Genomic DNA, 26,117 nt, shown 5'->3' with positions numbered 1-26,117 from the left:
ACTCAACAAAATCTCGAGTGCAGTCCTTACAATTTCACCCGTTTGGCGCGACTTTCCGGCTTTTTGCCCTGGCATTTTGTGCGCCGCATTGTAAATGAGGCTCACAAAGACGGGAACAGACACAAGAAGTCTAGTAAGGAGATTGACATGACCGATTTTCAGAGCCTTCTTCCGAACGCTCCGGCCGATCGCTACGAGGGGATCGAGCGGCCCTATACCGCAGAGGATGTGAAGCGGCTGCGCGGATCTCTGAAGATTGAGTATTCGGTGGCCGAGCACGGCGCCAACCGGTTGTGGAAGCTTCTCCATGAAGACGACTTCGTCAACGCTCTCGGCGCGCTCTCCGGCAACCAGGCCATGCAGATGGTGCGTGCAGGCCTGAAAGCCATCTACCTCTCCGGCTGGCAGGTCGCGGCCGACGCCAACGTCGCCGGCGCCATGTATCCCGACCAGTCGCTCTACCCCGCCAATTCAGGCCCGGAGCTCGCCCGCAAGATCAACCGCACCTTCCAGCGCGCCGACCAGATCGAGACGTCGGAAGGCAAGCATTCGGTCGACACCTGGTACGCCCCGATCGTCGCCGACGCGGAAGCCGGTTTCGGCGGCCCGCTCAACGCCTTCGAGATCATGAAGGCCTATATCGAGGCCGGCGCGGCTGGCGTGCATTTCGAAGATCAGCTCGCCTCTGAAAAGAAGTGCGGCCATCTCGGCGGCAAGGTCTTGATCCCGACGGCGGCCCATATCCGCAACCTGACGGCGGCGCGTCTTGCGGCCGATGTCTGCGGCGTGCCGAGCCTCGTCATCGCCCGCACAGATGCGGAAGCGGCGAAGCTTCTCACCTCCGACATCGACGAGCGCGACCGGCCCTTCGTCGATTACGACGCCGGACGCACGGCGGAAGGCTTCTACCGGGTGCAGAACGGGCTCGAGCCCTGCATCGCCCGCGCCATCGCCTACGCGCCTTACTGCGACCTCATCTGGTGCGAGACGTCGAAGCCCGACCTCGAACAGGCGAAGCGCTTCGCCGAGGGCGTGCGCAAGGCGCATCCGGATAAGATGCTGGCCTACAATTGCTCGCCCTCGTTCAACTGGGAGAAGAATCTCGACAAAGAGACCATCGCCAAGTTCCAGCGCGAGCTCGGTGCGATGGGCTACAAATTCCAGTTCATCACGCTCGCCGGCTTCCACCAGCTGAACTTCGGCATGTTCGAGCTCGCCCGCGGCTACAAGGATCGCCAGATGGCGGCCTATTCGGAGCTGCAGCAGGCCGAATTTGCGGCGGAATCCGTCGGCTACACGGCGACCCGCCACCAGCGCGAAGTCGGCACCGGCTATTTCGACGCCGTGTCGATGGCGATCACGGGCGGCCTGTCGTCAACCACGGCCATGGGCGAATCAACGGAATCCGCTCAGTTCCACTCCGGGGAGGAGAAGGCCCAAACGCGCGCGGCGTGACCGGGTTGATTTTCCGGTCAGAAGACGCGCAACCTAAGGGCCGCGGGAGAGTTCTGCTCTCCCGCGGTCGCAATTGAGCCCGGCGACCGAACTGGGCGCGCAAAGAAAGTGGAGACGATGTTGACCAAACCGCCGGTGAAGGAGCGCGCCGAAGCGCTTTCGTCCGAAATGACTGACGCGCAGCAGGCAGCGATCCGCGTGCTCGCCAACGAATTGCACCGGCTGAACCAGGCCGTCATCGGCTGCGTCGATGCCGGCCTTTCGGTCGAATTGCAGCGCACCGCCCGCCACCATTCCGAAGACGGTTTCTGGGGCGACCTCCTGGTACCGATCGTGGTGAAGCAGCGCTAGGCAGCCTCTTCGGGCAACGCCCATCGCGCGCGGGCTGAAGCTTGTGGAGATGCGCTTCCGGGCTCCTCGCGGGACGGACGCACAATGCCTCTCCTGGCCCTCTGCCTCACCCATCTCTTTTCGACGGCCGTCGCGGCAGACCGCGGCGGCCGTTTCATTTGGTGAGCTCGGCTCCCAGCCGCCGCATTCTTCCTCCCAAAAACCGCCAGGAACACGATACCCAAGCACCACGAGGGCACGTCATCAGCGTTTCTTATTAGAGCGATTATAAAAAGAAGGCTTCACCTATCGCTCGGCGGCGGATAATTTCAGCCCAGAATAGAAACGTCCAAGGAGGCACTCATGGATGCGAAAGTAGACGACGGTTCCGGCGGATGCCCGTTCAGTGGCGGAAAACGCGGTGCCCGCAATAGCGAGTGGTGGCCCGAGCAGCTCGACATCTCGACGCTGCACCGCAACTCCGACTTGTCCGACCCGATGGACAAGGATTTCGACTACGCCAAGGAATTCCAGAGCCTCGACCTCAACGCCGTCATTGCGGACCTCAAGCAGGTCATGACGGATTCGCAGGATTGGTGGCCGGCCGATTTCGGCCATTACGGCGGCCTGATGATCCGCATGGCCTGGCACTCGGCCGGTACCTACCGCATCACCGACGGGCGCGGCGGCGCCGGGGCCGGCCAGCAGCGCTTCGCGCCTTTGAATTCCTGGCCCGACAACGCCAATCTCGACAAGGCGCGCCGGCTCCTGTGGCCGGTGAAGCAGAAATACGGCCGCAAGATCTCCTGGGCCGATCTGATGGTTCTCGCCGGCAACGTCGCGCTTGAGACCATGGGCTTCAAAACCTTCGGCTTTGCGGGCGGCCGCGTCGATGTGTGGGAACCGGAAGAGCTCTATTGGGGTCCTGAAGGCACCTGGCTCGGTGATGAGCGCTATTCCGGCGAGCGCCAGCTCGAAGAGCCGCTCGCGGCCGTGCAGATGGGCCTCATCTACGTCAATCCGGAAGGTCCGAACGGCAAGCCCGACCCCGTCGCGGCGGCGAAGGACATCCGCGAAACCTTCTACCGGATGGCGATGAACGACGAAGAGACCGTGGCGCTCATCGCCGGCGGCCATTCCTTCGGCAAGACGCACGGCGCCGGCGATCCCTCGCTTCTCGGCCCGGACCCGGAAGGCTCGGCGGTCGAGGATCAGGGCCTCGGCTGGAAGAGCGGCCACGGCACGGGCTTCGGCGACGATGCCATCACCGGCGGCCCGGAGGTCACCTGGACACAGACGCCGACCAAGTGGAGCAACTACTTCTTCGACAATCTCTTCGGCTTCGAATGGGAGCTCGAAAAGAGCCCGGCCGGTGCTTATCAGTGGGTGGCGAAGGATGCGCCGGCGGAAATCCCGTATGCGCATGACCCGAGCCGCTTCCGCAAGCCGACGATGCTGACGACCGATCTCGCGCTCCGCTTCGACCCGGACTACGAGAAGATCTCGCGGCGCTTCCACGAGGATTTCGACGCATTCGCCGATGCTTTCGCGCGCGCCTGGTTCAAGCTCACCCACCGCGATATGGGCCCGAAAGTCCGCTATCTCGGCCCGCTCGTGCCGCAGGAAACGCTGCTCTGGCAGGACCCGATCCCGGCGGTCGACCACGAGCTGGTGAATGCTGCGGACATCACCGATCTCAAGGCCAGAATCCTCGCCTCCGGCCTGTCGGTGTCCGAGCTCGTCTCGACGGCCTGGGCCTCGGCGTCGACCTTCCGCGGCTCCGACAAGCGCGGCGGTGCCAATGGCGCACGCGTGCGTCTCGCCCCGCAGAAGGATTGGGAGGCGAACGAGCCCGAAAAACTCGCCAAGGCGCTGCAGGCACTCGAAAAGATCCAGGCGGACTTCAACGCCGCCCAGACCGGCGGCAAGAAGGTGTCGCTCGCCGATCTCATCGTGCTCGGCGGCACCGCAGCCGTGGAAAAGGCGGCGAAGGATGCGGGCGTCGATGTCGCCGTGCCGTTCACGCCGGGTCGCATGGATGCGAGCCAGGAGGAGACGGACGTCGATTCCTTCCGCGCCCTCGAGCCGCGCGCCGATGCCTTCCGCAATTACCTGAGCGGTCGGCAGTTCATGCGGCCGGAGGAAGCGATGGTCGACCGGGCGGAGCTCTTGACGCTCACCGCCCCGGAGATGACGGCGCTTCTCGGCGGCATGCGTGTCCTCGGCGCGAACTATCAGAACGCGCCGCACGGCGTCTTCACCCACCGGCCGGGCACGTTGACGAACGATTTCTTCGTCAACCTCCTCACCATGTCGACGCAATGGCAGCCCGTTGCCGACGGCACCTATGAGGGGCGCGACCGCAAGACCGGCGAGGTCAAATGGCAGGCGACGCGCGTCGACCTCATGTTCGGCTCGCACTCGCAGCTGCGTGCGCTTGCCGAGGTCTACGCCTGCGCCGACAGCCAGGAGAAGTTCATCAAGGACTTCGTCGCCGCCTGGACGAAGGTGATGGAGGCCGACCGCTTCGAGGTGGCCGGCAATGTCGAGGGGCCACGGAACTAACGCCAGGTCCGATTTTCGGCTTCGCAGCCTTGCGAGCGGAGCCGCAAAGTTCTCGAGGAGGGCACGATCGGCAGCGATCGTGCCCTTTTCTCTCGGTGCCTTCAGCGAGGCCCGGCCTTCAGACGGGCCGCAAACGTCACGTGTCCTCCTGGTCGAGGCCCAGTTCCTTTTGCTTTTTCTTCGAAAGTGCCTTCGCCGCCAGGCGGTGCGAGGCGCGGAGATAGGCGCGCGGGTCTTCGTCGGAGAGGCCTTGCGCAAAATCCTGGATCCAGGTGAGGCCGCGCGAGGCAAGATAGGGCGCCGGGCGCAGCCCCGGCTCGTCCTTCAACATCTCAAACGAGATCTCGGTCGTCTTGAAGGTGAAGGCCGGCCTGTCCTCGTGCCAGCCGCCGATCGCAAACACCTTGCCGCCGACCTTCCAGACATCTGCCCCGCCCCATTGCACGACATGCGTCGTCGCCGGCAGCGCGCAGCAGAAGGCGTTGAATTCCTCGTAGGTCACATCCGGCCTCCTCTGATGGCGGCAACCGACGTCTCTGCTCCCGGGCGCCACTGCCGTCCGGCTCCCCGGTGAGAGCGACCGCCCTTCCGCGTCCCGGCTAGCATGTTCCGGGGGCCGGCGCAGCCACGCCATTACGCAATCAAACGAACGTTTGCCTTAAACGATCGTTTGAGCCATGATCGTATCCAGATCAAAGGCCGGAAAGTCCTATCCATGAGCAGAAACCCCGTGTCGCAGCCCCCCATGCTGCAGCCCCCCATGCTGCAGCCCCCCATGCTGCAGCCCAAGGAAGGGGCTCGCCGGCCGAAATCCTCGGAGGATGCCACCGGCGCGTCCAGGGCGCCGGCGCAGGGACCCGCAACGTCCCGCCGTTCTCCGGCTAGCCCGGCCAATGTCCCGGGCGATACGACGCGCGAGCGCATTCTCGATGCCGCTTTGGAGCTTTTCGGCGAGCGCGGCCTGCACGCCGCCTCCGTGCGCGATGTCGCCAAGCTCGCCAAGGCCAATGTGGCCGCGATCTCCTATCATTTCGGCGGCAAGGAGGAGCTCTATCTCGCCGTCGCCGGCCATGTCGCCGAGATCATGGGAAGCCGGATCGCGGAACGCGCCCCGCAGATCGTCGACGCCGCCCCGCCCGCGAACCCGCAGGAGGCGCTTGCTCATCTGGAGCTCGCCTTCGACACGATCGTCGACGTCATCGTCGGCCATGAGGACATGCGCCGCGTCGCCCGTTTCATTCTGCGCGAACAGATGAGCCCGACGGCGGCCTTCGACATCATCTACGCGCAGGTGATGGAGCGCATGCACCGCACGGTGTGCCTCAACTTCGCCGTCGCGACCGGCCTCGATCCCGACAGCGAGACCGTGCGCCTCAGAACCTTTCTCCTCATCGGCCAGGGTATCTTTCTGCGCGTCGCCGAGGCCGTGGTTCTGCGCCGGCTGGAGGCCGACCGGTATACCCCGGCGCTGCTCGCCGAGATCAAAGCGATGCTCAAGACACATCTCAACCTCGTCGTGACGGAGCTGCGCGGCCGGAAGGCGGAGGCATGAGATGCGTGTCGCCAGTGCCCTTTTCGTCGTCCTTGCGGCCGTCGCGACCCTGTCCGCCTGCGGGCGTGCCGGCGAAGCCGATGCACCATCCCTGCAAGGCTATGTCGAAGGCGACTTCGTCTATGCGGCGCCGGAAATTGCCGGGCGTCTTGCCGAGATAAAGGTTCAGGAAGGGGCGCAGATTGAGGCTGGCGCCCTCCTCTTCACACTCGACCGCCAGACGATCGAAGCCGAGTTGCGCCAGTCGGAGGCGGAACTGGCCGCTGCCGAGGCCGAGCTCGCCGACCGGCGCGAGGGACAGAGGCCCGTCGAACTCTCCGTCATCGAGGCGCAGATCGACAAGGCGCGCGCCTCCCGCGATCAGGCGGAAAAGGAGTTTCAGCGCCAGCAGGATCTCTTCGAGCGCGGCGTCATCGCCAAGGCGCGCCTCGATCAGGCGAGCGAGGCGCTGTCCGTCGCCGAGGCGCAACTTGCCGAGGCGCGACGCCAGAAGGATGTCGCCACGCTGCCGGCCCGCAAAGACCAGATCGAGGCGGCGGAGCGCCAGGTCGAGGCGGCGCGCGCCGGTGTGGCACAGGCGAAGACGAAGCTTGCGAAGACCCATGTGCGCGCGCCGGAAGCGGGCCTCATCGACGATGTCTATTATCGCCCGGGCGAAGTCGTCGCAGCCGGCGAGCCCGTGCTCTCGCTTCTGCCGGAGAGCGAACGCAAGATCGTCTTCTTCGTGCCGGAACCGAAGCTCGCACAGTTGCCGCACAATGCCGAAATCGCCATCTCCTGCGACAGTTGCCCGGCCGGTCTCACCGCAAAAGTGACCCGCGTTTCGGCGGAAGCGGAATTCACCCCGCCGGTGATTTTTTCCGAAAAACGCCGCGACAAGCTTCTCTTCCGCGCCGAGGCGCGTCCCGTCGGCGACACGGCGCGTCTGCGCGTCGGGCAGCCGGTCGATGTGCGCCTCCTCGCTTCGGAGCCGGCCTCATGAACGAGCGCTTGAACGGCACCGGGGTCGGAGACGGGGTCGAGGGCGGAAACGAGCCCACACAGGCGCGCGCTCCCGTCATCGAGGTCGAAAATCTCACCAAGCGCTTCGGCGGCAAGGCGGTCGTCAAGGACATCGACCTTGAGATCGCGCGCGGCGAGATCGTCGGCTTCCTGGGTCCGAACGGCTCCGGCAAGACCACGACCATCCGCATGATCTGCGGGCTTCTCAAGCCCGACGGCGGCTGCGGCACCTGCCTTGGCTACGACATCCTGACCCAAGCCGAAGAGATCAAGCGGCGCGTCGGCTATATGACGCAGCGCTTCTCGCTCTACGAGGACCTGACGATCGAGGAAAATCTCGTCTTCGTCGCCCGCCTCTACGGCATGAAGAATGTGCGCAAGGCAGCCAAAGACACGCTCGACCGTCTCGGCCTCGCCTCGAGGCGCTGCCAGCTCGCAGGCAATTTGTCCGGCGGCTGGAAGCAGCGCCTGGCGCTCGCCGCCTGCACCATGCACACGCCCGAGCTCCTTCTCCTCGACGAGCCGACGGCGGGCGTCGACCCGAAAGCGCGGCGCGAATTCTGGGACGAGATCCACGAACTCGCCGAAGCGGGCCTCACCGTCCTCGTCTCCACCCATTACATGGACGAGGCGGAGCGCTGCCACCGCATCGTCTATATCGCCTACGGCACGATCGTGGCGCGCGGCACGGTCTCAGAGATCATCGACCAGTCGCAGCTCACGACCTTCATCTTGAGCGGCAAAGGCGCACCGGCGGCGGCCAAGGCGCTTGCGGGCGCAAAAGGCGTCGAACAGGTGGCGCCCTTCGGCAGCGAGGTGCATGTCGTCGGCTCCGATGCACAAGCGCTCAAAACCGCGATCGATTCCGTCAAAAACGACCACGACATCACCGTGCGCCAGGGCGAGACGACGCTCGAAGACGTCTTCATCCGCCTGATGAGCCAGGCGCAGGCTCTGGAGGGTTGAGATGGGCCTGATCTCGCTCTCCCGCATCAAGGCGGTGCTCCTCAAAGAGGTCATCCAGATGCGCCGCGACCGGCTCACCTTCGCGATGATCATCGGCATCCCGATCCTGCAGCTCATCCTTTTCGGCTACGCCATCAACACCGATCCGAAGATGCTGCCGACGGGCGTCCTCGTCCTCGACGGCGGGCCGGTGTCGCGTGCCATCGTCGCCGGCATGGAAACCTCGGGCTATTTCGATATCGCCGCGCCGCTCGCCCGCGAGGCGGAGGCCCGCGAAGCGCTCGAAGACGGCTCGCTTTCCTTCGTCCTCACCATTCCGCAGAACTTCGAGCGCGATCTCGTGCGCGGCCTTGACCCCAAGGTCGTCGTGGAGGCCGATGCGACGGACCCCGCCGCCTCCGCCAATGCGCTCGCCGCCATGCCGGAGATCGTCAGCCGCGCCATCGCCCATGTCTTAAGCGGCCCGCTCGGCGCCAAGGCCGCACAGGCGCGCAGCGCCGACGTCATCATCCACCGGCTCTACAATCCGGAAGGCATCAGCCAGTACAACATCGTGCCGGGCCTTCTCGGCACCATCCTCACCATGACCACGACCTTGATGACGGCGCTCGCCCTCACCCGCGAGATCGAACGCGGCACGATGGAAAACCTCCTCTCCATGCCGGTCAAACCGGTGGAGATCATGATCGGCAAGATCGTGCCCTATATCGGCCTCGGCCTCATCCAGGTCGTCGTCATCCTCGCCGCCGCGCTCATGCTCTTCAACGTGCCGATGCTCGGCAATTATCTCGCCCTTCTCGTCGCCGTCACCATCTTCCTGGCCGCCAATGTGACGCTCGGCTACACCTTCTCCACGCTCGCCCGCACGCAACTCCAGGCGATGCAGATGACCTTCTTCTTCTTTCTGCCGTCGATCCTTCTCTCGGGGTTCATGTTCCCCTTCCGCGGCATGCCGGAATGGGCGCAGATTCTGGGCAATGCCCTGCCACTCACGCATTTCCTGCGCGTCGTGCGCGGCATCATGCTGAAGGGCAGCGACCTCTCCTTCGTCTGGCCGGAAATCTGGCCGATCCTCGTCTTTCTCGGCGTCATCGCCGCGCTTGCCCTCATCCGCTTCCGCAACACGCTCGACTGACCTTGGGCGCGACCAGCCTCTGCGGCACGAGGCGTGGCCACACCGCCACGGTTTCCGAAAAAGCTCCTGGTCGGACGATTCGTTTCTTTGCTGTGCATCGTGGAGCCGGTAGCGATTGTTCCATGCAAGAGCTTGGCACCACCTACGAGACATCGGCCGACAGATCGGCCACCGCCAGAGGGACGAAGACGCGGCGGGTTCACCCGCGCGCCGTCATCCGCGCATGCGCAGGCGGTGTCCTGGCGGCGTTCATCGCCGTCTCGTCCGCCGTCTCGCCCGTTGCCGCGCAGGACACACCGGCTCCCGCAGGCAAAAGCAGCCACGATCTCATTCTGGAGCTCGGCGCCGGCGCCTCGGTTCAGCCGGCCTATGAGGGCGCGGACGATTACACCGTTCAGCCGCAGCCCTTCGTTGCCCTGCATTATCTCAGCCTGCCGGTGTTCGGCGAGTTCGGCGGCAAGCCGGAACAGGGGCTTTCGATCAGCCCCTCCTTCCGCGTCGTGCGCGAGCGCGATGACAACGATTATTCCAAGCTGCGCGGCATCGGCGACGTCGACACGGCGGTCGAACTCGGTGGCGCCGTCAAATATCGCTGGAACAACCTTGAGGCCTATCTCGCGCTGCGCCGCGGCGTGACCGGCCATGACGGCTTCGTCGGCGAAACGGGCGTCAACCTCGTCACCTATCCGACCAACAAGCTCGAAATCACGGCCGGCCCCAGGCTCTCCTTCGCCGATGCGGAATATCTGCAGACCTATCTCGGCATCACGCCGGCGCAGGCGGCAGCCTCGGGCCTTGCGATCTTCGATCCCGACGGCGGCATCAAGGGTGTCGGCGCCTCGCTCGAAGCGCGCTACGCCTTCACCGAGAACTGGTCGGTCGTCGGCCAGGCCGGCTACGAACATCTCGTGGGCGATGCCGCGGATTCGCCAATCACTGATGCCGGCAGCGAGAACCAGTTCACGGCGGCTCTCGGCCTCACCTACAAATTCGGTCTCGACCTCTTCGACTGAACCGCTCCCGCGGTTCGTTTGACTGCCCATTCGTCGAGCTTCGCCTTCGCCTCATCATCGGTTATGAAGAGGGCGAGGTGATCATGACCGAATCGCACAAAGTAACGGCCACGCCGATGGACCCGGAGACATCTCTCCGGCGCGGCGTCGCCAACAGTGAAGAAGCCCGGCGCTGGTGCCGGGAACGGGCCATCGAAGACATCGAATGCATCGTGCCGGACCAGGCCGGTGTCGCCCGCGGCAAGCTGATGCCGACCGGAAAGTTCTTCGACGACAAGCCGATGACGCTGCCGGCGGCAATCTTCACCCAGACCATCACCGGCGATTATCCGGACCGCGACGAAGAGGAATACGCCGAGTCGATCACGGACGGCGATCTCATCTTCCGCCCGGATTTCTCCACCCTCGCCGTCGTACCCTGGGCATCCGACCCGACCGCGCATGTCATCCACAACGCCTATCATCGCGACGGGCGGCCGGTGGAGGTTTCCCCGCGCCGCGTGCTGCAGCAGGTCATCCAGCTCTACAACGACGCCGGCATCCAGCCGGTGGTCGCGCCCGAGCTCGAATTCTATCTCGTCAAACCCAATCTCGATCCGGATTATCCGCTCGAGCCGCCGGTCGGACGATCCGGCCGCACGGAACGCGCCCGCCAGGCCTATTCGATCTCCGCGGTCAACGAGTTCGAAGCCCTCTTCGACGACATCTACGAGTTCTCCGAAGCGCAGGGGCTCGAGATCGACACGCTCGCCCATGAGGCGGGGACGGCGCAGATGGAGATCAATCTGCGCCACGGCGATCCGGTCGAACTCGCCGACCAGGTGTTTCTGTTCAAGCGCACGATCCGCGAGGCGGCGCTGCGCCACCAGATGTATGCGACCTTCATGGCGAAGCCGATTGCCGCCGAACCGGGCTCGGCCATGCACATCCACCATTCGGTGGTGAGCCTTGAGACGGGCGACAACATCTTCTCCACACCGGACGGCGGCGCCAGCAAGGAATTCCTCTACTATATCGCCGGCCTGCAGACCTACATTCCGCGCGCCATGGCGATGATGGCACCGTTCGTGAATTCCTATCGCCGCATCACGCCGCACACCTCGGCGCCGATCAACATGCGCTGGGGCTATGACAACCGCACCGTCGGGCTGCGCGTGCCTCTCTCCGATCCTGCGGCACGGCGCGTGGAAAACCGCGTTCCCTCCTCCGACGCCAATCCCTATCTCGCGATCGCGGCGTCGCTGGCCTGCGGCTATCTCGGCCTCTTCAACAAGCTCGAGCCGGACGAACCGGCCGCCGGCACCGGCTATGACGCGCCCTTCACCCTGCCGCGCTCCATCCTCGATGCCGTCCAGCTTCTGGAGAACACGCCGGAACTGGTGGAAATCTTCGGCAGCCCCTTCGTCAGCATCTATCGCGGCATCAAGGAAACCGAATACGAAACCTTCATGGGGGTGATCAGCCCCTGGGAGCGTGAATACCTCCTTCTCAGCGTCTGACCTCTCCAACCTTCGAGCGAGCCGTGCCGCGGCCTTTCCCGCCCTCCTGGTACCATCTGACAGCCGGTGAACGCCGCGAAAGGCCGCCCCTCGCCGGCAAGGCCGAGGCGGATATCTGCGTCATCGGCGGCGGCCTCGCCGGCCTCTCCGCAGCCCTGCATCTTGCCGAGGCGGGCACGCGGGTCGTGCTGTTGGAGGCGGACCGGCTCGGCTACGGCGCATCGGGGCGCAATGGCGGCCAGATCCATTCCGGCCAGCGCCGCGACATTCTCTGGCTCGAAAAACATTACGGCTTTGAGCGAGCCAAGGCGCTCTGGCAGGTCGGCGAAGAGGCGAAGACGCTCGTGCGCGGCCTTGCCGCCCGCTTCGGCTGCGAGATCACCAACGGTCTCATCGACGTCTTCCACCGGCCGGCCGACGAAAAGGAAAACGCCCATTTCGTCGAGACGCTGCGGGAGCGCTACGATTATCCCGACATCGAGGTCTTGAGCCGTGAGGCGGCAGCCGAGGCCGTCGGCTCGCCCTCCTATTACGGCGGCTGCCGCGACAAAGGCGCCGGGCATCTCGACCCCTACGCCTTCCTCCTCGGCCTCGCCGATGCGACCGAGGCCGCAGGCGCCAGTCTCTTCGAACAAAGTCCCGCCCTCTCCTACAGGAAAGAGAACGGGCGGTTTCACGTCCAAACGCCCTCCGGCGAGGTGACGGCGGAGCGCCTCATCGTCACCACCAACGGCCGTTCGGGCCCGTTCGAGGCCGTCACCCGCGGGCGCACCGTCGGCGTCAACAGCTTCATGGTGGCGACGGAACCGCTCGGCGATCTCGCCGAAACCGTGCTGCCCGGCGGCGAATGCGCCTCCGACAGCTATTTCGTCATCTGCTACTGGCGCAAATCGGCGGATGGCCGCCTTCTCTTCGGCGGTGGCGAAAGCAGCGCCGGGCGCATCCCCTCCGACATCGGCAGCTTCGTGCGGCCGCATTTTTTGCGCGTCTATCCGCAGCTGAAGGACGTCAAAATCGCCCATGGCTGGGGCGGCGTCGTCTCGATCACGCCGGCGCGCATGCCCTTCATCCGCGAGATCGCGCCGGGCGTCATGGTGGCCGCCGGCTTTTCCGGCCAGGGCGTGGCCCTTGCTCCCTATGTCGGCAAGCTCCTCGCCGAAGAGGCGCTCGGGCGCGCGCCACAAGATCTCGCCCTCTACACCGACCTCAAGGTCGGCCGCGTGCCCGGCATCACCGCGCTCCGCCGCGCCATGGTGAGCCTCGCCATCTGGCACGGCCAGCTCGTCGACCGGTTCTGAGCACGACGCAAAGCGAACACGCTTGCGGGAACACGCAGAACGCGAGCGCGTTACGGCTTCATGGACCGCACAGCTTCATCTCGTTTCGCCACCGGCTTCGACCACGCCTCCTCACGCAACCGGAGCGCGGTTGAGATGGAGCGCGAGCTCAACCGGCTTGAATCGCTGGCGAAGATGATGGATGCGCGCTTCGGCGTGCCGGGTTTCCGCTTCGGCTTCGATTCCGTGATCGGCCTCATCCCCGGCATCGGCGATGCGGCGGGCGGCATCATCTCCGCCTATCTCATCTACCGCGCCCACCAGCTCGGCGCCGACACCGACATCAAGGCGAAGATGGTACGCAATGCCGGCTTCGACTTCGCGCTCGGCCTCGTGCCCCTCGTCGGCGATCTCGGCGACGTCTATTTCAAGGCCAATATGCGCAATGTCCGGCTTCTCACCGAGCATCTTCGGGAAAAGCACGGCATCGGCATGGTCGACGTCACCGGCGATGCACGCATGCGCGACGTGACCCCGAAGAATGCGACGGCGAAGAAGCGCCGCTAAGCGTTGTCGGAACGGTAAGCCGGCGCGCCCATCAGATAGGTCGCCGCAACCGCGCGATCATCGCCCAGCATCATCAGCACGAAGAGCTCTTCAAAGAGCGTCTCCACCGTCTTAATGCGCCAGTGCATGGCGGGCGTCGCCGCGCTGTCGAGGACGACACAATCGGCCTCCATACCCGGCCGGAACGTGCCGATGCGATCATCGAGGCAGAGCGCTTCGGCATTGCCGAGCGTCAGCATGTGAAACGCCTCGAACGGCGTCAGCCGCTGCCCTTTGAGCGCCAGCACCTTGTAGAATTCCGAGACCGTCTGGAGCATCGAATAGGAGGTGCCGCCGCCGATATCGGTCGCGACCCCGACCTTCACCGCCGGTTCGGCCGCGCGCATGGCCGCAAGATCGAAAAGGCCGGAGCCCAGAAAGAGGTTCGAGGTCGGACACGAGATCGCGGAGGCGCCCGCCTGCGAAAGCGCCTTGCGTTCGCGCTCGGAGAGATGGATGCAATGGCCGAAGAGCGCCTTCGGCCGCACCAGCCCGTAGCGCTCGTAGACGGCGGTATAATCCTCAGACCACGGAAAATCGCGGGCGACGGTCTCGATCTCCAGCGTGTTCTCCGAGAGATGCGTCTGGATATGCATCTGAGGATATTCCGCGGCGAGTGCGCCCGCGGCCTGAAGCTGCGCCTCCGAAGAGGTGACGGCAAAGCGCGGCGTGATCGCGTAGGAAAGCCGGCCGCGCCCGTGCCAGCGTTCGATCAGTGCCTTGGACTCCTCATATCCCGTCTCCGGCGTGTCGAGCAGCGCGGCAGGTGCGGCCCGGTCCATCATCACCTTGCCGGCGATGATCCGCATGTTCCGCGACAGCGCTTCCGCAAAGAGCGCCTCGATGGAGCCCGGATGCACCGAGCCGTAAACCGCGCCGGTCGTCGTGCCGGAGCGCAGGAGCTCGTTCAGGAGGAAAGTCGAGGCCGCCGCAGAGATCGCCGGATCGGCGTATTTCTGTTCCTCGACAAACGTGTATTTCTCCAGCCATTCCAGAAGATGCGCGCCGTAGGAGGCGATCACCTGCGTCTGCGGCATATGGAGATGCGGGTCGATGAAGCCCGGCATGACGAGATGCGGGCGATGATCGGCGATGACGGCATTTGCCGGCAGCGTCGTCGCGAGCGCGCCCGCCTCGCCGACGGCCGCAATCCGCCCGTCTTTCAGAACGAGAAGCCCGTCCTCGACATAGCGCACGGCCTCGCCCTCGCCGGCGAGATAGGGATCGGCCTCAAACCACAAAAGCCGGCCGCGGATCGCGTCCACCCGGCCCGGCGCGGGAGATTTCGTACTCACCATGTCGTCCGGCTTCCGATCCAGGCGGCCAATGTCTGCCGCTCCTCGGGGCTGATCACGGCGACCCCCGGCGGCGGCATGGCTTTGGAGCGCACCGCCTGCATCTCGATCCTGTGCCAGTTGCGGGCCACCTCTTCGGGCGTGTCGAGAAGCACGCCCTTCGGCGCCGTGTGCACCCCCTCAAACAGAGGCTCGGCGGCGTGGCACATGGAGCAATGCCCCATGACGATTGCCTGCGCCTCGTCGAAATGCATCGAGGCTATCAGAGCGAGTTCGGGATCCTTGTCGATCCTGACGGCCGCCGCCTCCTGCGGCCCGTAGCCCGGAAAGCGCGACAGCGCCACGATCGCGGCGACGAGCACGGCCACCACGGCCCAGGGCCACCAGATCTTCCGGCCCGTCCGATGCATCGTGTTGAAGAAATGCCGGATGAGCGCGCCCGCCGGCAGCACCAGCACACCGATCAGCCAGTTCCATTCCGTCGCGAAGGCGAGCGGATAATGGTTCGACAGCATGAAGAAGAGGACGGGCAGCGTCAGATAATTGTTGTGCAGCGAGCGCTGCTTCGCCGCCTTGCCGAGATGCGCCGCCGGCTCCCGCCCGGCCTTCAGATCGGCGACCACGATCTTCTGGTTCGGAATGATCACGAAGAAGACGTTTGCCGTCATGATCGTGGCGATGAGCGCGCCGCAATGGATGAAGGCGCCGCGCCCGGAAAAGACGTGGCAGAAGAGAAAGAAGGCCGCGACCAGAAAGACGAAGAGCACAACGAAAAGAAGCGTGTCGTGCCGCCCGAGCGGCGAGCGGCAGAGCCGGTCATAGGCGAGCCAGCCGGAACCGAGACCGGCAAGGCCGATCAGAACCGCACCCCATTCGGGAATGTCGGCGACCGACGGATCGATCAGGAAGAGCTCGGCACCGAAATAATAGACGATGCAGAGGAGCACGAAGCCGGAGAGGAAGGTGAAATAGCTCTCCCATTTGAACCAGGTGAGCTCATCCGGCATGAAATGCGGCGCCACGGCATATTTCTGCATGTGGTAGAAGCCGCCGCCATGCACCTGCCAGGCCTCGCCGGTGACACCGTCCGGCAGGCCGTCACGGCGCCTCAGTCCGAGGTCGAGGGCGATGAAATAGAACGACGAGCCGATCCAGGCGATACCGGTGATCACGTGCACGAAACGCACGGCAAGGCTCAGCCATTCCCAGACAATCGCGCCCATTCGTTCTCCTGATCATGCACGGATGGCGCGATGCAAACATCATCCCCATCCGTCACCGCCTCCCCGCGGGGAGACGCAACGGAGCGCAGGGCAGCGCTCCGTCGTCATGCAAAATATGCAGGCGTCGCCTGCTGGCGAAGGCGGCCGGAAACCGCCTCCGCCCAGGCGATCCCGCTTAGCTCTGAACGCCCTTCACGTACCAGTCGAGCCCCAGAAGCTGCTCGTCCGGGATCGTGTCGCCTTCCGGCACCTTCACTTCGCCCGACTGGTCGGTGATCGGGCCGGCGAAGGGATGGATCTCGCCCGAGGCGATGCCGTTCTTCACCTTGTCGGCGGCTTCCTTCACGTCGGCCGGCATGATGTCGTTGTACGGCGCGATGCCGACGAGACCCTTCTCGATGCCCCACCAGATGTTGCCCGGAGCCCATTCGCCGTCGAGCTGTTTCTGGATCTGGTCGATGTAATAGGGACCCCAATTGTCGGTGATCGCCGTCAGATGCGCCTTCGGCGCGAAGTCGATCATGTTGGAGGCCTGGCCGAAGGCGTAGACGCCGCGCTGCTCGGCGGCCTGCAGCGGCGCCGGGGAATCGGTGTGCTGGGAAATGATATCGCAGCCCTGGTCGATCAGCGCCTTGGCCGCATCGGCTTCCTTGGCCGGGTCGTACCAGGAATTCACCCATACGACCTGCGTGGTGAAGTCCGGATTGACCTTCTGCGCCGCGAGCGTGAAGGCGTTGATGCCGCGCACCACCTCCGGGATCGGCACGGAGCCGACATAGCCCGCCTTGCCGGATTTCGACATCATGCCGGCGATCGTGCCGATGACGGCGCGGCCTTCATAGAAGCGGGCATTGTAGATGCCGACATTGTCGGCCGTCTTGTAGCCGGTGGCGTGCTCGAAATGCACGTCCGGGAACTGCTTTGCGACCTTGATCGTCGGGTTCATGAAGCCGAAGGAGGTCGTGAAGATGAGCTTGTTGCCCTGCTGCGCGAGCTGGCGGATGACGCGCTCCGCATCCGGGCCCTCGGCGACGTTCTCGACGTAGTTCGTCTTGATCTTGTCGCCGAAATGCTCCTGCGCCTTCTTGCGCGCCTCGTCATGGGCGTGGCTCCAGCCGTAATCGCCGATCGGCCCGACATAGACGAAACCGACATTGAGCGGCCCGTCCTGGGCCGCAGCCCGGCCGATCAGAGCGGGAAGCGCAAGGGTCGCGGCGCTGCCGACCAAGATCTGGCGCCTGTTCATTCTACTCATTGACAAAACTCCCTGGTGTTCACGAGGTGCGGGATCAGAAAACCGCGCTCAACCGGTGGCGCGGAAGGGTTTGCCGAGACAGGCCGGAGCTGCGTTGCGGCGGCCGGACGGCGCGATCGAAATCAAGGTCAGGACCACGATGGTCGCAAGATAGGGCAGCATCGCCAGAAATTCCGGCGGCACGATATTGATGCCGGCGGCCTTGGCGTGAAGCTCGAGCGTCATCACAGCGCCGAAGAGATAGGCGCCGCCCAAAAGCCTGAGCGGCCGCCAGGAGGCGAAGACGACGAGTGCGAGCGCGATCCATCCGCGCCCCGCCGTCAGCCGGTCGGCCCACATCGGCGTCATCACCAGCGAGTAATAGGCGCCGCCGAGGCCGGCCATGGCCCCGCCGAAGGCGACCGCGAGATAGCGCACGCGGATGACCGAATAGCCGATCGAATGCGCCGCCTCGTCGCTTTCGCCGATCGCCCGCAGGATGAGGCCGGCGCGCGAGCGCGTGAGGAACCAGGCGACGAACGCCGTCATGACGAGCGAAAGATAGACGAGCGGCGAATAGCCGAAGACGACGCGCCCGATCGGATCGTCGGCGAGCGCGGCGGGAAAGATATGCTCGAGCCCGCTCACCGTGCGGCCGACGAAATTCTGCCCGATGAGGGAAGAAAGGCCGATGCCGAAAATCGTCAGCGCGAGCCCGGTCGCCACCTGATTGGCGGTCAAAGTCAGCGTCAGGAACGCAAAAATCATCGAGGCTGCAGCTCCCGCTGCCATCGCGGCGACGAGCCCGAGCGAGGCGCTGCCGGTCGTAAAGGTCACGCCGAAGGCGGTGACGGCACCGATCAGCATCATGCCTTCGAGGCCGAGATTGAGCACGCCGCTCTTTTCCACGACGAGCTCGCCGAGCGCCGCCAGAAGAATCGGCGTCGCCGCGCCGACGAGCGTCATGATGATCGAAATGAGGATCGCCGTCGTCACGCGCTGAGGCTTTCTCTTTGCTTGTCGATGGGGGTGGATGACACATGGGCGCCTGTCTCCGCCTGCCGGGCGGGCGGATGGCGCGCCTCCACGGGCCGGCTGAGATCGGCGGGCACCACCACGCGCAGGCGGTAGCGCACGAGAATGTCGACCGCGAGCAGGAAGAACAGCATCATCGCCTGAAACATGCCGGTCGCCGCATAGGGAAGGCCGAGCGCCGTCTGGGCGTTCTCGCCGCCGACATAGGACACGGCGAGGACCATGCCGGCAAGCACGATGCCGAGCGGATGCAGGCGTCCGAGAAAGGCGACGATGATCGCCGTGAAGCCGTAATTGACGGAAAATTGCGGCGTCATCTGCTGGAACGGTCCCGCAGCTTCGAAAATGCCGGCAAGACCGGCAAAGGCGCCGGAGGTAAGAAGCGTCAGCCAGACCGTGCCGCGGGCGGAAAAACCGCCATAGCGCGCCGCCTGCGGCGCAAGGCCCACGACCCGCACCTGAAAGCCCGTCACCGTACGCGACAGGACGATCCAGACGGCGATCGCCAGGAAGAAGGCGACGGGGACGCCGAGATGCACGAGCGTGCCCTGCACGACGGTCGGCAGCGTCTGCCATTCGGAGAACAGGCGCGTCTGCGGAAAACCGTAGCCTTCCGGGTCGCGCCAGGGACCGCGCATCAGATAATAGAGAAGCTGCACCGCCACATAGGTCAGCATCAGGCTGGTCAGGATCTCGTTGACGTTGAAGCGCGTCTTCAGAAACGCCGGGATCGCGGCCCAGAGAAGACCGCCCAGAATGCCCGCCGCGACCATCGCCGGCAGGATCCAGTAGCCTTGCATATCCCAGGTGGCAAGGGCGACACCCGTGCCGGCGAGCGCGCCGACGATATACTGGCCCTCCGCGCCGATATTCCAGACATTGGCCCGAAAGCCGATGGCAAGTCCGAGCGCGATGGTGATGAGCGGCGCGGCCTTCACGAAGAGGTCCTGCCAGCGATAGGGATCGGCGATCGGCGCGACGAAGATCTGATAGATCGCCGCCAGCCCGTCATACCCCATGAGCGAAAAGATCAGGATGCCCGCAAGAACGGTCAGCGCGACGGCCAGAACCGGCGTCCCGTAGAGCATCGCCCGGCTCGCCTCGCGGCGCGGCTCCAGCCTAAGCCGCATGAACTTGCTCCTCGAGGGGATCATGGCGCGGCTCGCCGCGGTCGCCGCCATTCCCGGCGGCATCTTCGCCGTGCATGCCGCCCATCAACAGGCCCACTCTTTCGATCGAAATCCCTTCCACATCAAGCATGTCCGACAAGACGCCGCCATTGATGACGGCGATGCGATCGCACAATGCCAGAAGCTCGTCGAGATCCTGACTGATCAGGAGTATTGCCGAACCGGCGGCGGCAAGGTCGACGAGCGCCTGGTGGATCGCGGCCGCCGCGCCCGCATCGACGCCCCAGGTCGGCTGCGAGACGATGAGGACGTCCGGCTTTTGTAGGATCTCGCGGCCCATGATGAATTTCTGCAGATTGCCGCCGGACAGGCTCGCCGCCGGTGCGCGCGGCCCCGTCGCCTTCACGTCGAAGGCCGAAATCACCTGTTCGGCGTATTTCTCGGCCGCCCCGTAGCGGATGAAGCCGTGGCTCGCCAGTTCCATGCGGTGGCGCGCCGTCAACACGGCATTGTCGGTGAGTGAGCAGGCCGGAACGGCGCCGTGGCCGTTGCGCTCTTCCGGCACAGAGCACATGCCGTCGCGCCGCCTGTCGCCGACATGGGCGGCGATGGAGGGCACGCCGTCGAGGAAGATGTTGCCGCTTTCCGCGCCCTCGATTTCGCCGACGAGAGCCGCCAGCAATTCGTTCTGGCCGTTGCCGGCGACGCCCGCGATGCCCACGACCTCGCCGGCACGCACCGAGAGATTGATGTCTTTCAGGGGCACGCCGAAGGGCCCCTCGCCCGGCGCCGAGAGATGCGTGACGCGCAGCCTTTCCGGGCCGAAGTCGGTGCCGGGCTTGCGGCTCACGTCGCGCAGCGAGGCGCCGATCATCATCTCGGCCATGGAGCGCGCCGATTCCTCGCGCGGGTCGCAGGTGGCGACGACCTGCCCGCCCCGCAGGATCGTGGCGGTGTCGCAGAGCGCCTGAATCTCGTTGAGCTTGTGGGAGATATAGAGGATCGAGCAGCCTTCCGCGGCCAGCCGGCGCAAGGTCTCGAAAAGCCGGTCCACCTCCTGCGGCGTCAACACGGAGGTCGGCTCGTCCATGATCAGAAGTTTCGGCGATTGCAGGAGCGAGCGCACGATCTCGATGCGCTGGCGCTCGCCCACCGACAGAGTGTGCACCTCGCGGTTCGGATCGAGCGGCAGATCGTAGGTCTTGAGGATGTCGCCGACGCGCTGCTGCAACTCGCGCCAGCTGAAGGAATGGTCGAGGCCGAGCGCGATGTTTTCCAGAACCGTCATCGCCTCGAACAGCGAGAAATGCTGAAAGACCATGCCGATGCCGAGGCGCCGCGCGGCCTTCGGATTGGCGATCGAAACCGGCTCGCCGTCCCACAGCACCCGGCCTTCGTCGGCCTGCAGGACACCGTAGATGATCTTGACGAGCGTCGATTTGCCCGCCCCGTTCTCGCCGAGAAGCGCGTGGATCTCGCCCGGCGCGACGGAGAAGCTCACATCATCATTGGCGAGAACGCCCGGAAAACGCTTGGTAATACCTTCAAGCGCGAGCCGTGGCGGTTTGCCTTCCGTCGCCATGTCTTTCCCTGCATGTCCGTGTGGCCATCTCATCCGCCTGCACGGAGGGCCGTTTTTCCAACAAGCAAACCGTCACCTCCGCCGCGACGAGCGCGGCAATCACAGGCGGCCTCTTGTCCTTCAAGGTTGCGCTTCCGATCGGCAGGATCAGCCGGTCCACATTGGCGCGCGCGAGCCCTTCCCCGCAAGCCCAGCGCTCGAACTGTGCCCGCTTCGTTTTCGATCCGATCATCCCGGTATAGGCAAAATCGCCCCGTTTCAGTGCGGCATAGGCGACGGCGAAATCAAGCGCATGGCTGTGCGTGGCGATGATCGCAGCCGATCCCGCCGGCGCGTCGGCGATGACGGCCTCCAAAAGTGCCGTCCAGACCGTCTCCACGTCTTCCGGCAAGTCACTGAGCATCTCCTCGCGCGGATCGACGATGGTCGTGCGAAAGGGAAGCAGCGCCAGCGCCGCGGCGAGCGCCCGGCCGACATGGCCCGCACCGAAGACGAAGACGCTCGGGCAGGCCGCGCGTTCGGCCGCCTCACGCGCCTCGATATCTGCAGCAAGCTGCCGGTCGACACGTCGAAAGCTCAGACCGACACGACCGCCGCAGCATTGGCCGAGATCGGGGCCGAGCGGAACGTCGCGCTCTTCGGAGCCTCGCTCGCCCGCCAGCATCCGGCGGGCTTCGGCAAGCGCCTCATATTCCAGAACGCCGCCGCCGATCGTGCCGGCGAAATCCGTCTCCGTCACCAGCATCGCCGCCCCCGCCTCGCGCGGCGTAGAGCCTCTCGCCTCGTCGACTTCGACGAGGATCGCCGGCCGGCCTTCGTCGAGCGCGGCGCGCATCTTGGCGGCGAGCCCGCTCATGCGGCCGTCTTTCCCGCCGCCTGCCGGCGCACGTCTTCCACGGCAAAGAGAATGCGCTCCGGCGTCGCCGGCGCGTCGAGATCGGGGAAGACCTTATAATCCGATGCCGCCGAAACCGCGTCCGCGAGCGCGGAGAAGACGGAAATCGCCAGCATCAAGGGCGGCTCGCCGACGGCCTTGGAGCGATAGATCGTCTCCGCCTGGCTCTCGCCCTTCTCCCAGATCTTGATGCGCATATCGTCCGGGCGATCGTTCGCCGTCGGGATCTTATAGGTCGAGGGCGCATGCGTGGTGAGCTCGCCTTTGCCGTTCCAGCAAAGCTCCTCCGTCGTCAGCCAGCCCATACCCTGGATAAAGCCGCCTTCGATCTGGCCCATATCGACGGCCGGATTGAGCGAGCGGCCGACCTCGTGGAGGATATCGACGCGCAAGACCTTGTTCTCGCCGGTCAACGTGTCGATCGCGACCTCCGAACAGGCGGCGCCATAGGCGAAATAGAGGAAGGGGTGGCCCGTCGCCGTCTCTCGGTCATAGGTGATGCCGGGCGTCGCATAGAAGCCCGTCGCCGAGAGCGAGATGCGGGCGAGATAGGCCTCTTCCACGAGCTCGGCGAAGCTCATCTCCTCGTCACCGATCTGAACCCGGTTCGGCCGAAAGACGATTTTTTCGCGCGACACCCCGTAAGCTTCGGCCGCAAAAGCGATCAGCCGCTCCTTGATTGTGCGGGCGGCCGCCTGCGCCGCCATGCCGTTGATGTCGGAGCCGGAGGAGGCCGCGGTCGCCGAGGTGTTCGGCACCTTGTCGGTGCGCGTTGAAGTGATCTTCACCCTGGCGAGATCGATCTGGAACTCCTCCGCCACCACCTGCGCGACCTTGACGAAGAGCCCCTGCCCCATCTCCGTGCCGCCGTGATTGAGCATGACGGAGCCGTCCTTGTAGACATGGACGAGGGCGCCAGCCTGATTGAGATGCCGGGTCGTGAAGGAAATGCCGAATTTCACCGGCGTCAGAGCGAGCCCCTTCTTCACCACCGGGCTCGCTTGATTGAAGGCGCGAACCGCCTCGCGCCGCGTGCGGTAGTCGGAGCTTTTTTCGAGCTCCTCCACCATCTCGGCGATGACGCTGTCCGTCACCTCCATATGATAGGGCGTCAGCGCACCACCCGCCGCGGGGTAGAAATTCGCCTTGCGGATATCGAGCGGATCCTTGCCGAGCGCGAAGGCGACCTTCTCGATCATACGCTCCGTCGCCACCATGCCCTGCGGCCCGCCGAAGCCGCGAAAGGCAGTGTTCGACACCGTATGCGTCTTCATGCGCCGCGAGCGGATGCGCGCCGCGTTCAACGCATAGGCGTTGTCGGCGTGAAACATCGCCCGATCGGCAATCGCGCCTGAAAGATCCGCGGAATAGCCGCAGCGCATCGCCTGGTCGAAGGCCGCGCCTGCGATGCGCCCCTCGCCGTCGAACCCTACCTCGTAATCGATGAGAAAATCATGCCTTTTGCCGGTCATGACCATGTCATCGTCGCGGTCGAGGCGGCATTTTGCGGGCCTTCCCGTCTTCGCCGCGACAAGGGCTGCAATCGCGGCAAAGAGTGCGGGCTGGCTTTCCTTGCCGCCGAAGCCGCCGCCCATGCGCCGGACCTCGATCGTCACGGCATGGTCGGAGAGGCCCAGCACCTTCGCCACGTTGTGCTGCACTTCGCTCGGATGCTGGGTGGAGGAATGCACAACGATATCGCCGTCTTCACCCGGCAGCGCATAGGCGATTTGGCCTTCCAGATAAAAATGGTCCTGGCCACCGATACGCACCCGGCCTGAAACTTTGTGCGGGGCTTTTGCAAGCGCCCCCTCGCAATCGCCGAGACGCATTTCGTGCGGCGGCAGAAGATCGGAGCCGGCCTTGAGCGCCTCGTCCAGCGTGATCACCGCATCGCAATCCTCGTAGACGATCTCTGCTCTGTCGGCCGCCTGGCGCGCCAGCGCCAGCGTCTCGGCCGCGACCGCAAAAATCGACTGGCCGTGATACTCGACGTTTCTGTCGGCAAACACCGGATCGTCGCCGAAGACCGGGCTTGCATCGTTCTCGCCCGGAATGTCGGAGGCCGTCAGCACGCAGGCGACGCCATGGGCGGCACGGACCTTCTCAAGATCCATCGCCTTGATCTCGGCATGGGCGCGGTCGCTCATCGCCACATAGATGTGCAACGTGCCCGGCAATTCGGCCATGTCGTCGATGTAGCGCGCCTCGCCGGCGACATGCCTTGCGCCGCTGTCATGGGGTTCCGGCCGCGCGACGCCGCCTACAATCGTCTCACGGCTCTCGTGCCGTGCCGCGGAATGCGGCCTTGCCTGCCGCGCCGTGCCGGCAACGCCGCGGTCCTGGATGAGGTTCTCATCCATCAGGCAAGCTCCAGGACGCTGGGCACGCGCTCTCCGTCACCATCTCGATCCATGGAAAACCGGAGCAGCAAATTCTGCGCCACTTTCAACCGGTAGGCGGCGGAAGCGCGCATATCGTCGAGCGGGGTGAAATCTTCCGCAAGCGCTGCGGCTGCCTTCTGAAACGCCGCCTCGCCGAAAATCTCGCCGATGAGAGCCGCCTCGGCCCTCGCCGCGCGTTTGGGCGTTGCCGCCATGCCGCCGAAAGCGAGCCTTGCCGCCACGATCCTGTCGCCGTCGAGGTCGACGCGGAAGGCGCCCATCACGGCGGAAATATCCTGGTCGAAGCGTTTGGAGATCTTGTAGCAGCCGAAGCGTGCATTCTCCGGCAGCTTGTCGATCACCACCTTTTCCACGAATTCACCGCGCCTGCGGTCCTGGCGGCCATAGGCGAGGAAGAAATCTTCAAGCGGCAAGTCGCGCTCTTCGTCACGCCGGCGCAAATGAAGACGGCTCCCGAGCGCCATCAACGCCGGCGGCAGATCGCCGATCGGCGAGCCATTGGCGATGTTGCCGCCGACCGTGCCGGTGTTGCGGATCTGCACGGAGGCGAAGCGGCGCATCAATTCGCCAAGATCCTCGTGGATCGCACCGAGCCGTTCCGACGCCCGGCGATGCGAGACGGCCGCGCCGAACGAGAGCGCATCCTCCGTCTCGGAAATCTCCCGGAGCTCTTCGACGCGAGTGACGTCGATCACCGTCTGCAGAAACCGCCGCTTCTTCGTCACCCAGAGCCCGACATCGGTGGCGCCGGCGACCAGTACGGCATCGGGATAGCCGGAATAGGTGACGGCGAGCTCTTCCAGCGAGCGCGGCGTGAACCAGCGCTGCTCGCGGCCCGTCTCATCGCGATGTGAAATGCGCAGCATGGCGCCATTGTCGAGGCTCTTGAGCTTCGCCGCCGTTTCCGCCACGTCGGGCCGGCCCGCGCCACGGCCATGCCCGCCATCTTTCAGCGCGGCGACGCCCGCATCGATGATCGGGCCATAGCCGGTACAGCGGCAGAGATTACCGGCGATCCAGTCCTTCACCTCCTGGCGGCTCGTCGCCTCGCCCGTGAGCCAGCCCGCATAAAGCTGCATGACGAAACCCGGCGTGCAGAAGCCGCATTGCGAGCCGTGATGCGCGACCATCGCCTGCTGCACGGGATGGAGGCTGCCGTCGTCACCCTTCAGATGTTCCACGGTGAGAAGCTGGCGGCCGTGCAGGGAGGGCAGAAACTGGATGCAGGAATTGACGCTGCGATAGGTGATGCCGCCGTTCTCGTCCGGCTCGCCCAGAACCACGGTGCAGGCGCCGCAATCGCCCTCCGCGCAGCCTTCCTTGGTGCCGGGCAGACGTTCCTCGCGCCGCAGATATTCGAGAATCGTCTCCGTCGGCGGGCGATCCGTGACGCGGCGCGGCTCGTCGCCGAGGAGGAAGCAAATCGCCTTGCCCATCAGCTCCCCCGATAGGTGGAATAGCCATAGGGCGAGACGAGAAGCGGCACATGGTAATGCGCCTCTTCATCGGCGAGGCCGAAGCGCACGGGCACCACGTCGAAAAAGGCCGGATCGGGCAGATCCACGCCGCTCCCGCGAAAATAATCGCCCACATGAAAGAGAAGCTCGTAGTGCCCCGCCTTGAAATCGGAGCCTTCGAGAAGCGGCGCGCCGCAGCGCCCGTCATCGTTCGTGTGCACCTCGCGGAGCTTTTCGCCCGCCGCATCGAACAGCTCGATCCTGAGGCCCGATGCGGGACGGCCGGCGGCCGTATCCAGGACATGCGTGGTCAAACGGCCTTGGCTCATGCACACTCCGCGCGATCTTGTCTGCCCCTCTGCCCAAAGGTGCGCCACAGCCATTCTTTGCACAACCCCTTCGCGCGACAGCCCATGGCTTTGCGGCCGCCAGGCGGAACCAAGCGACCGTCATCAAGCGAC

At 65.0% G+C, this 26,117-nt stretch carries 22 protein-coding genes; 11 read left to right on the top strand and 11 right to left on the bottom strand.

Going from position 1 to position 26,117, the window contains the following annotated elements; all coding sequences use genetic code 11:
- Positions 1 to 147 precede the first annotated feature (147 nt).
- The 3 genes from aceA (at position 148) to katG (ending at position 4,350) form a co-directional block, all read left to right on the top strand.
- A complete protein-coding gene (gene aceA, locus BLP76_RS00965; protein WP_092809025.1) occupies positions 148 to 1,455 on the top strand; it encodes an isocitrate lyase in 1,308 nt (435 codons plus the stop codon).
- Between the two features lie 117 nt (positions 1,456 to 1,572).
- Positions 1,573 to 1,806: an SMc00767 family acetate metabolism repressor gene (locus BLP76_RS00960; protein WP_092809024.1), complete on the top strand. Its 234-nt coding sequence runs from the start codon at positions 1,573 to 1,575 to the stop codon at positions 1,804 to 1,806.
- A 342-nt stretch (positions 1,807 to 2,148) separates the two neighbouring features.
- On the top strand, positions 2,149 to 4,350 hold the full coding sequence (katG, locus tag BLP76_RS00955; protein ID WP_092809023.1) for a catalase/peroxidase HPI: 2,202 nt from the start codon (positions 2,149 to 2,151) through the stop codon (positions 4,348 to 4,350).
- Positions 4,351 to 4,486: 136 nt separating this feature from the next.
- Here katG and BLP76_RS00950 read toward each other — a convergent pair whose 3' ends face one another.
- Complete coding sequence (locus BLP76_RS00950; protein ID WP_092809022.1) at positions 4,487 to 4,852, bottom strand: MmcQ/YjbR family DNA-binding protein; 366 nt, start codon at positions 4,850 to 4,852, stop codon at positions 4,487 to 4,489.
- A 258-nt stretch (positions 4,853 to 5,110) separates the two neighbouring features.
- On the opposite strand from BLP76_RS00950, the gene BLP76_RS00945 reads away from it, so the two are divergent.
- From BLP76_RS00945 to BLP76_RS00910, 8 genes are all read left to right on the top strand, one after another.
- On the top strand, positions 5,111 to 5,902 hold the full coding sequence (locus BLP76_RS00945) for a CerR family C-terminal domain-containing protein (RefSeq protein ID WP_170130368.1): 792 nt from the start codon (positions 5,111 to 5,113) through the stop codon (positions 5,900 to 5,902).
- A gap of 1 nt (position 5,903) precedes the next feature.
- Positions 5,904 to 6,884, top strand: a complete 981-nt coding sequence (locus BLP76_RS00940; protein ID WP_092809020.1) for an HlyD family secretion protein — start codon at positions 5,904 to 5,906, stop codon at positions 6,882 to 6,884.
- Positions 6,881 to 7,870 (top strand): ABC transporter ATP-binding protein, encoded by a 990-nt coding sequence (locus BLP76_RS00935; RefSeq protein WP_092809019.1) that lies wholly within the window; start codon positions 6,881 to 6,883, stop codon positions 7,868 to 7,870. The genes BLP76_RS00940 and BLP76_RS00935 overlap by 4 nt, the downstream gene beginning before the upstream one ends.
- A gap of 1 nt (position 7,871) precedes the next feature.
- Positions 7,872 to 9,005, top strand: a complete 1,134-nt coding sequence (locus BLP76_RS00930; RefSeq protein WP_092809018.1) for an ABC transporter permease — start codon at positions 7,872 to 7,874, stop codon at positions 9,003 to 9,005.
- 122 nt (positions 9,006 to 9,127) lie between these two features.
- On the top strand, positions 9,128 to 10,018 hold the full coding sequence (locus BLP76_RS00925) for a MipA/OmpV family protein (protein ID WP_092809017.1): 891 nt from the start codon (positions 9,128 to 9,130) through the stop codon (positions 10,016 to 10,018).
- Positions 10,019 to 10,101: 83 nt separating this feature from the next.
- Positions 10,102 to 11,517 carry a glutamine synthetase family protein gene (locus BLP76_RS00920; protein WP_092810006.1) on the top strand — a complete coding sequence of 472 codons (1,416 nt, stop codon included), beginning with the start codon at positions 10,102 to 10,104 and terminating at the stop codon, positions 11,515 to 11,517.
- 23 nt (positions 11,518 to 11,540) lie between these two features.
- The gene (locus BLP76_RS00915) at positions 11,541 to 12,815 is read left to right on the top strand and encodes an NAD(P)/FAD-dependent oxidoreductase (RefSeq protein ID WP_170130369.1); all 1,275 of its coding nucleotides are present in this window, start codon (positions 11,541 to 11,543) and stop codon (positions 12,813 to 12,815) included.
- A gap of 60 nt (positions 12,816 to 12,875) precedes the next feature.
- Entirely contained in the window at positions 12,876 to 13,361 is a 486-nt protein-coding gene (locus BLP76_RS00910) for a DUF4112 domain-containing protein (RefSeq protein ID WP_092809015.1), read from the top strand.
- On the opposite strand, the gene guaD is transcribed toward BLP76_RS00910, so the two are convergent.
- The 10 genes from guaD to uraH form a co-directional block, all read right to left on the bottom strand.
- Positions 13,358 to 14,698: a guanine deaminase gene (guaD, locus tag BLP76_RS00905; RefSeq protein ID WP_092809014.1), complete on the bottom strand. Its 1,341-nt coding sequence runs from the start codon at positions 14,696 to 14,698 to the stop codon at positions 13,358 to 13,360. The two genes, BLP76_RS00910 and guaD, sit on opposite strands and share 4 nt — an antisense overlap.
- Positions 14,692 to 15,918: a urate hydroxylase PuuD gene (locus BLP76_RS00900; protein ID WP_092809013.1), complete on the bottom strand. Its 1,227-nt coding sequence runs from the start codon at positions 15,916 to 15,918 to the stop codon at positions 14,692 to 14,694. Before BLP76_RS00900 ends, guaD begins: the two co-directional genes overlap by 7 nt.
- A 175-nt stretch (positions 15,919 to 16,093) precedes the next feature.
- Entirely contained in the window at positions 16,094 to 17,164 is a 1,071-nt protein-coding gene (locus BLP76_RS00895) for a BMP family ABC transporter substrate-binding protein (RefSeq protein ID WP_244514417.1), read from the bottom strand.
- 57 nt (positions 17,165 to 17,221) lie between these two features.
- Positions 17,222 to 18,118 carry an ABC transporter permease gene (locus BLP76_RS00890; protein ID WP_092810003.1) on the bottom strand — a complete coding sequence of 299 codons (897 nt, stop codon included), beginning with the start codon at positions 18,116 to 18,118 and terminating at the stop codon, positions 17,222 to 17,224.
- A 26-nt stretch (positions 18,119 to 18,144) separates the two neighbouring features.
- A complete protein-coding gene (locus BLP76_RS00885; protein WP_092810001.1) occupies positions 18,145 to 19,317 on the bottom strand; it encodes an ABC transporter permease in 1,173 nt (390 codons plus the stop codon).
- The gene (locus BLP76_RS00880; RefSeq protein WP_092809011.1) at positions 19,307 to 20,899 is read right to left on the bottom strand and encodes an ABC transporter ATP-binding protein; all 1,593 of its coding nucleotides are present in this window, start codon (positions 20,897 to 20,899) and stop codon (positions 19,307 to 19,309) included. The genes BLP76_RS00885 and BLP76_RS00880 overlap by 11 nt, the downstream gene beginning before the upstream one ends.
- Complete coding sequence (gene xdhC / locus BLP76_RS00875) at positions 20,862 to 21,755, bottom strand: xanthine dehydrogenase accessory protein XdhC (protein WP_244514342.1); 894 nt, start codon at positions 21,753 to 21,755, stop codon at positions 20,862 to 20,864. Before xdhC ends, BLP76_RS00880 begins: the two co-directional genes overlap by 38 nt.
- A complete protein-coding gene (gene xdhB / locus BLP76_RS00870) occupies positions 21,752 to 24,157 on the bottom strand; it encodes a xanthine dehydrogenase molybdopterin binding subunit (RefSeq protein ID WP_092809010.1) in 2,406 nt (801 codons plus the stop codon). The genes xdhC and xdhB overlap by 4 nt, the downstream gene beginning before the upstream one ends.
- Complete coding sequence (xdhA, locus tag BLP76_RS00865) at positions 24,157 to 25,635, bottom strand: xanthine dehydrogenase small subunit (RefSeq protein WP_092809009.1); 1,479 nt, start codon at positions 25,633 to 25,635, stop codon at positions 24,157 to 24,159. The genes xdhB and xdhA overlap by 1 nt, the downstream gene beginning before the upstream one ends.
- Positions 25,635 to 25,985, bottom strand: coding sequence for a hydroxyisourate hydrolase (gene uraH / locus BLP76_RS00860; RefSeq protein ID WP_092809008.1), 351 nt, complete (start codon positions 25,983 to 25,985; stop codon positions 25,635 to 25,637). The genes xdhA and uraH overlap by 1 nt, the downstream gene beginning before the upstream one ends.
- Between the last annotated feature and the right edge of the window lie 132 nt (positions 25,986 to 26,117).

The sequence above is a fragment of the Afifella marina DSM 2698 genome (genome assembly GCF_900102695.1).
GTDB classification, from domain to species: domain Bacteria; phylum Pseudomonadota; class Alphaproteobacteria; order Rhizobiales; family Afifellaceae; genus Afifella; species Afifella marina.
This window is presented reverse-complemented; position numbering and strand designations above follow the sequence as displayed.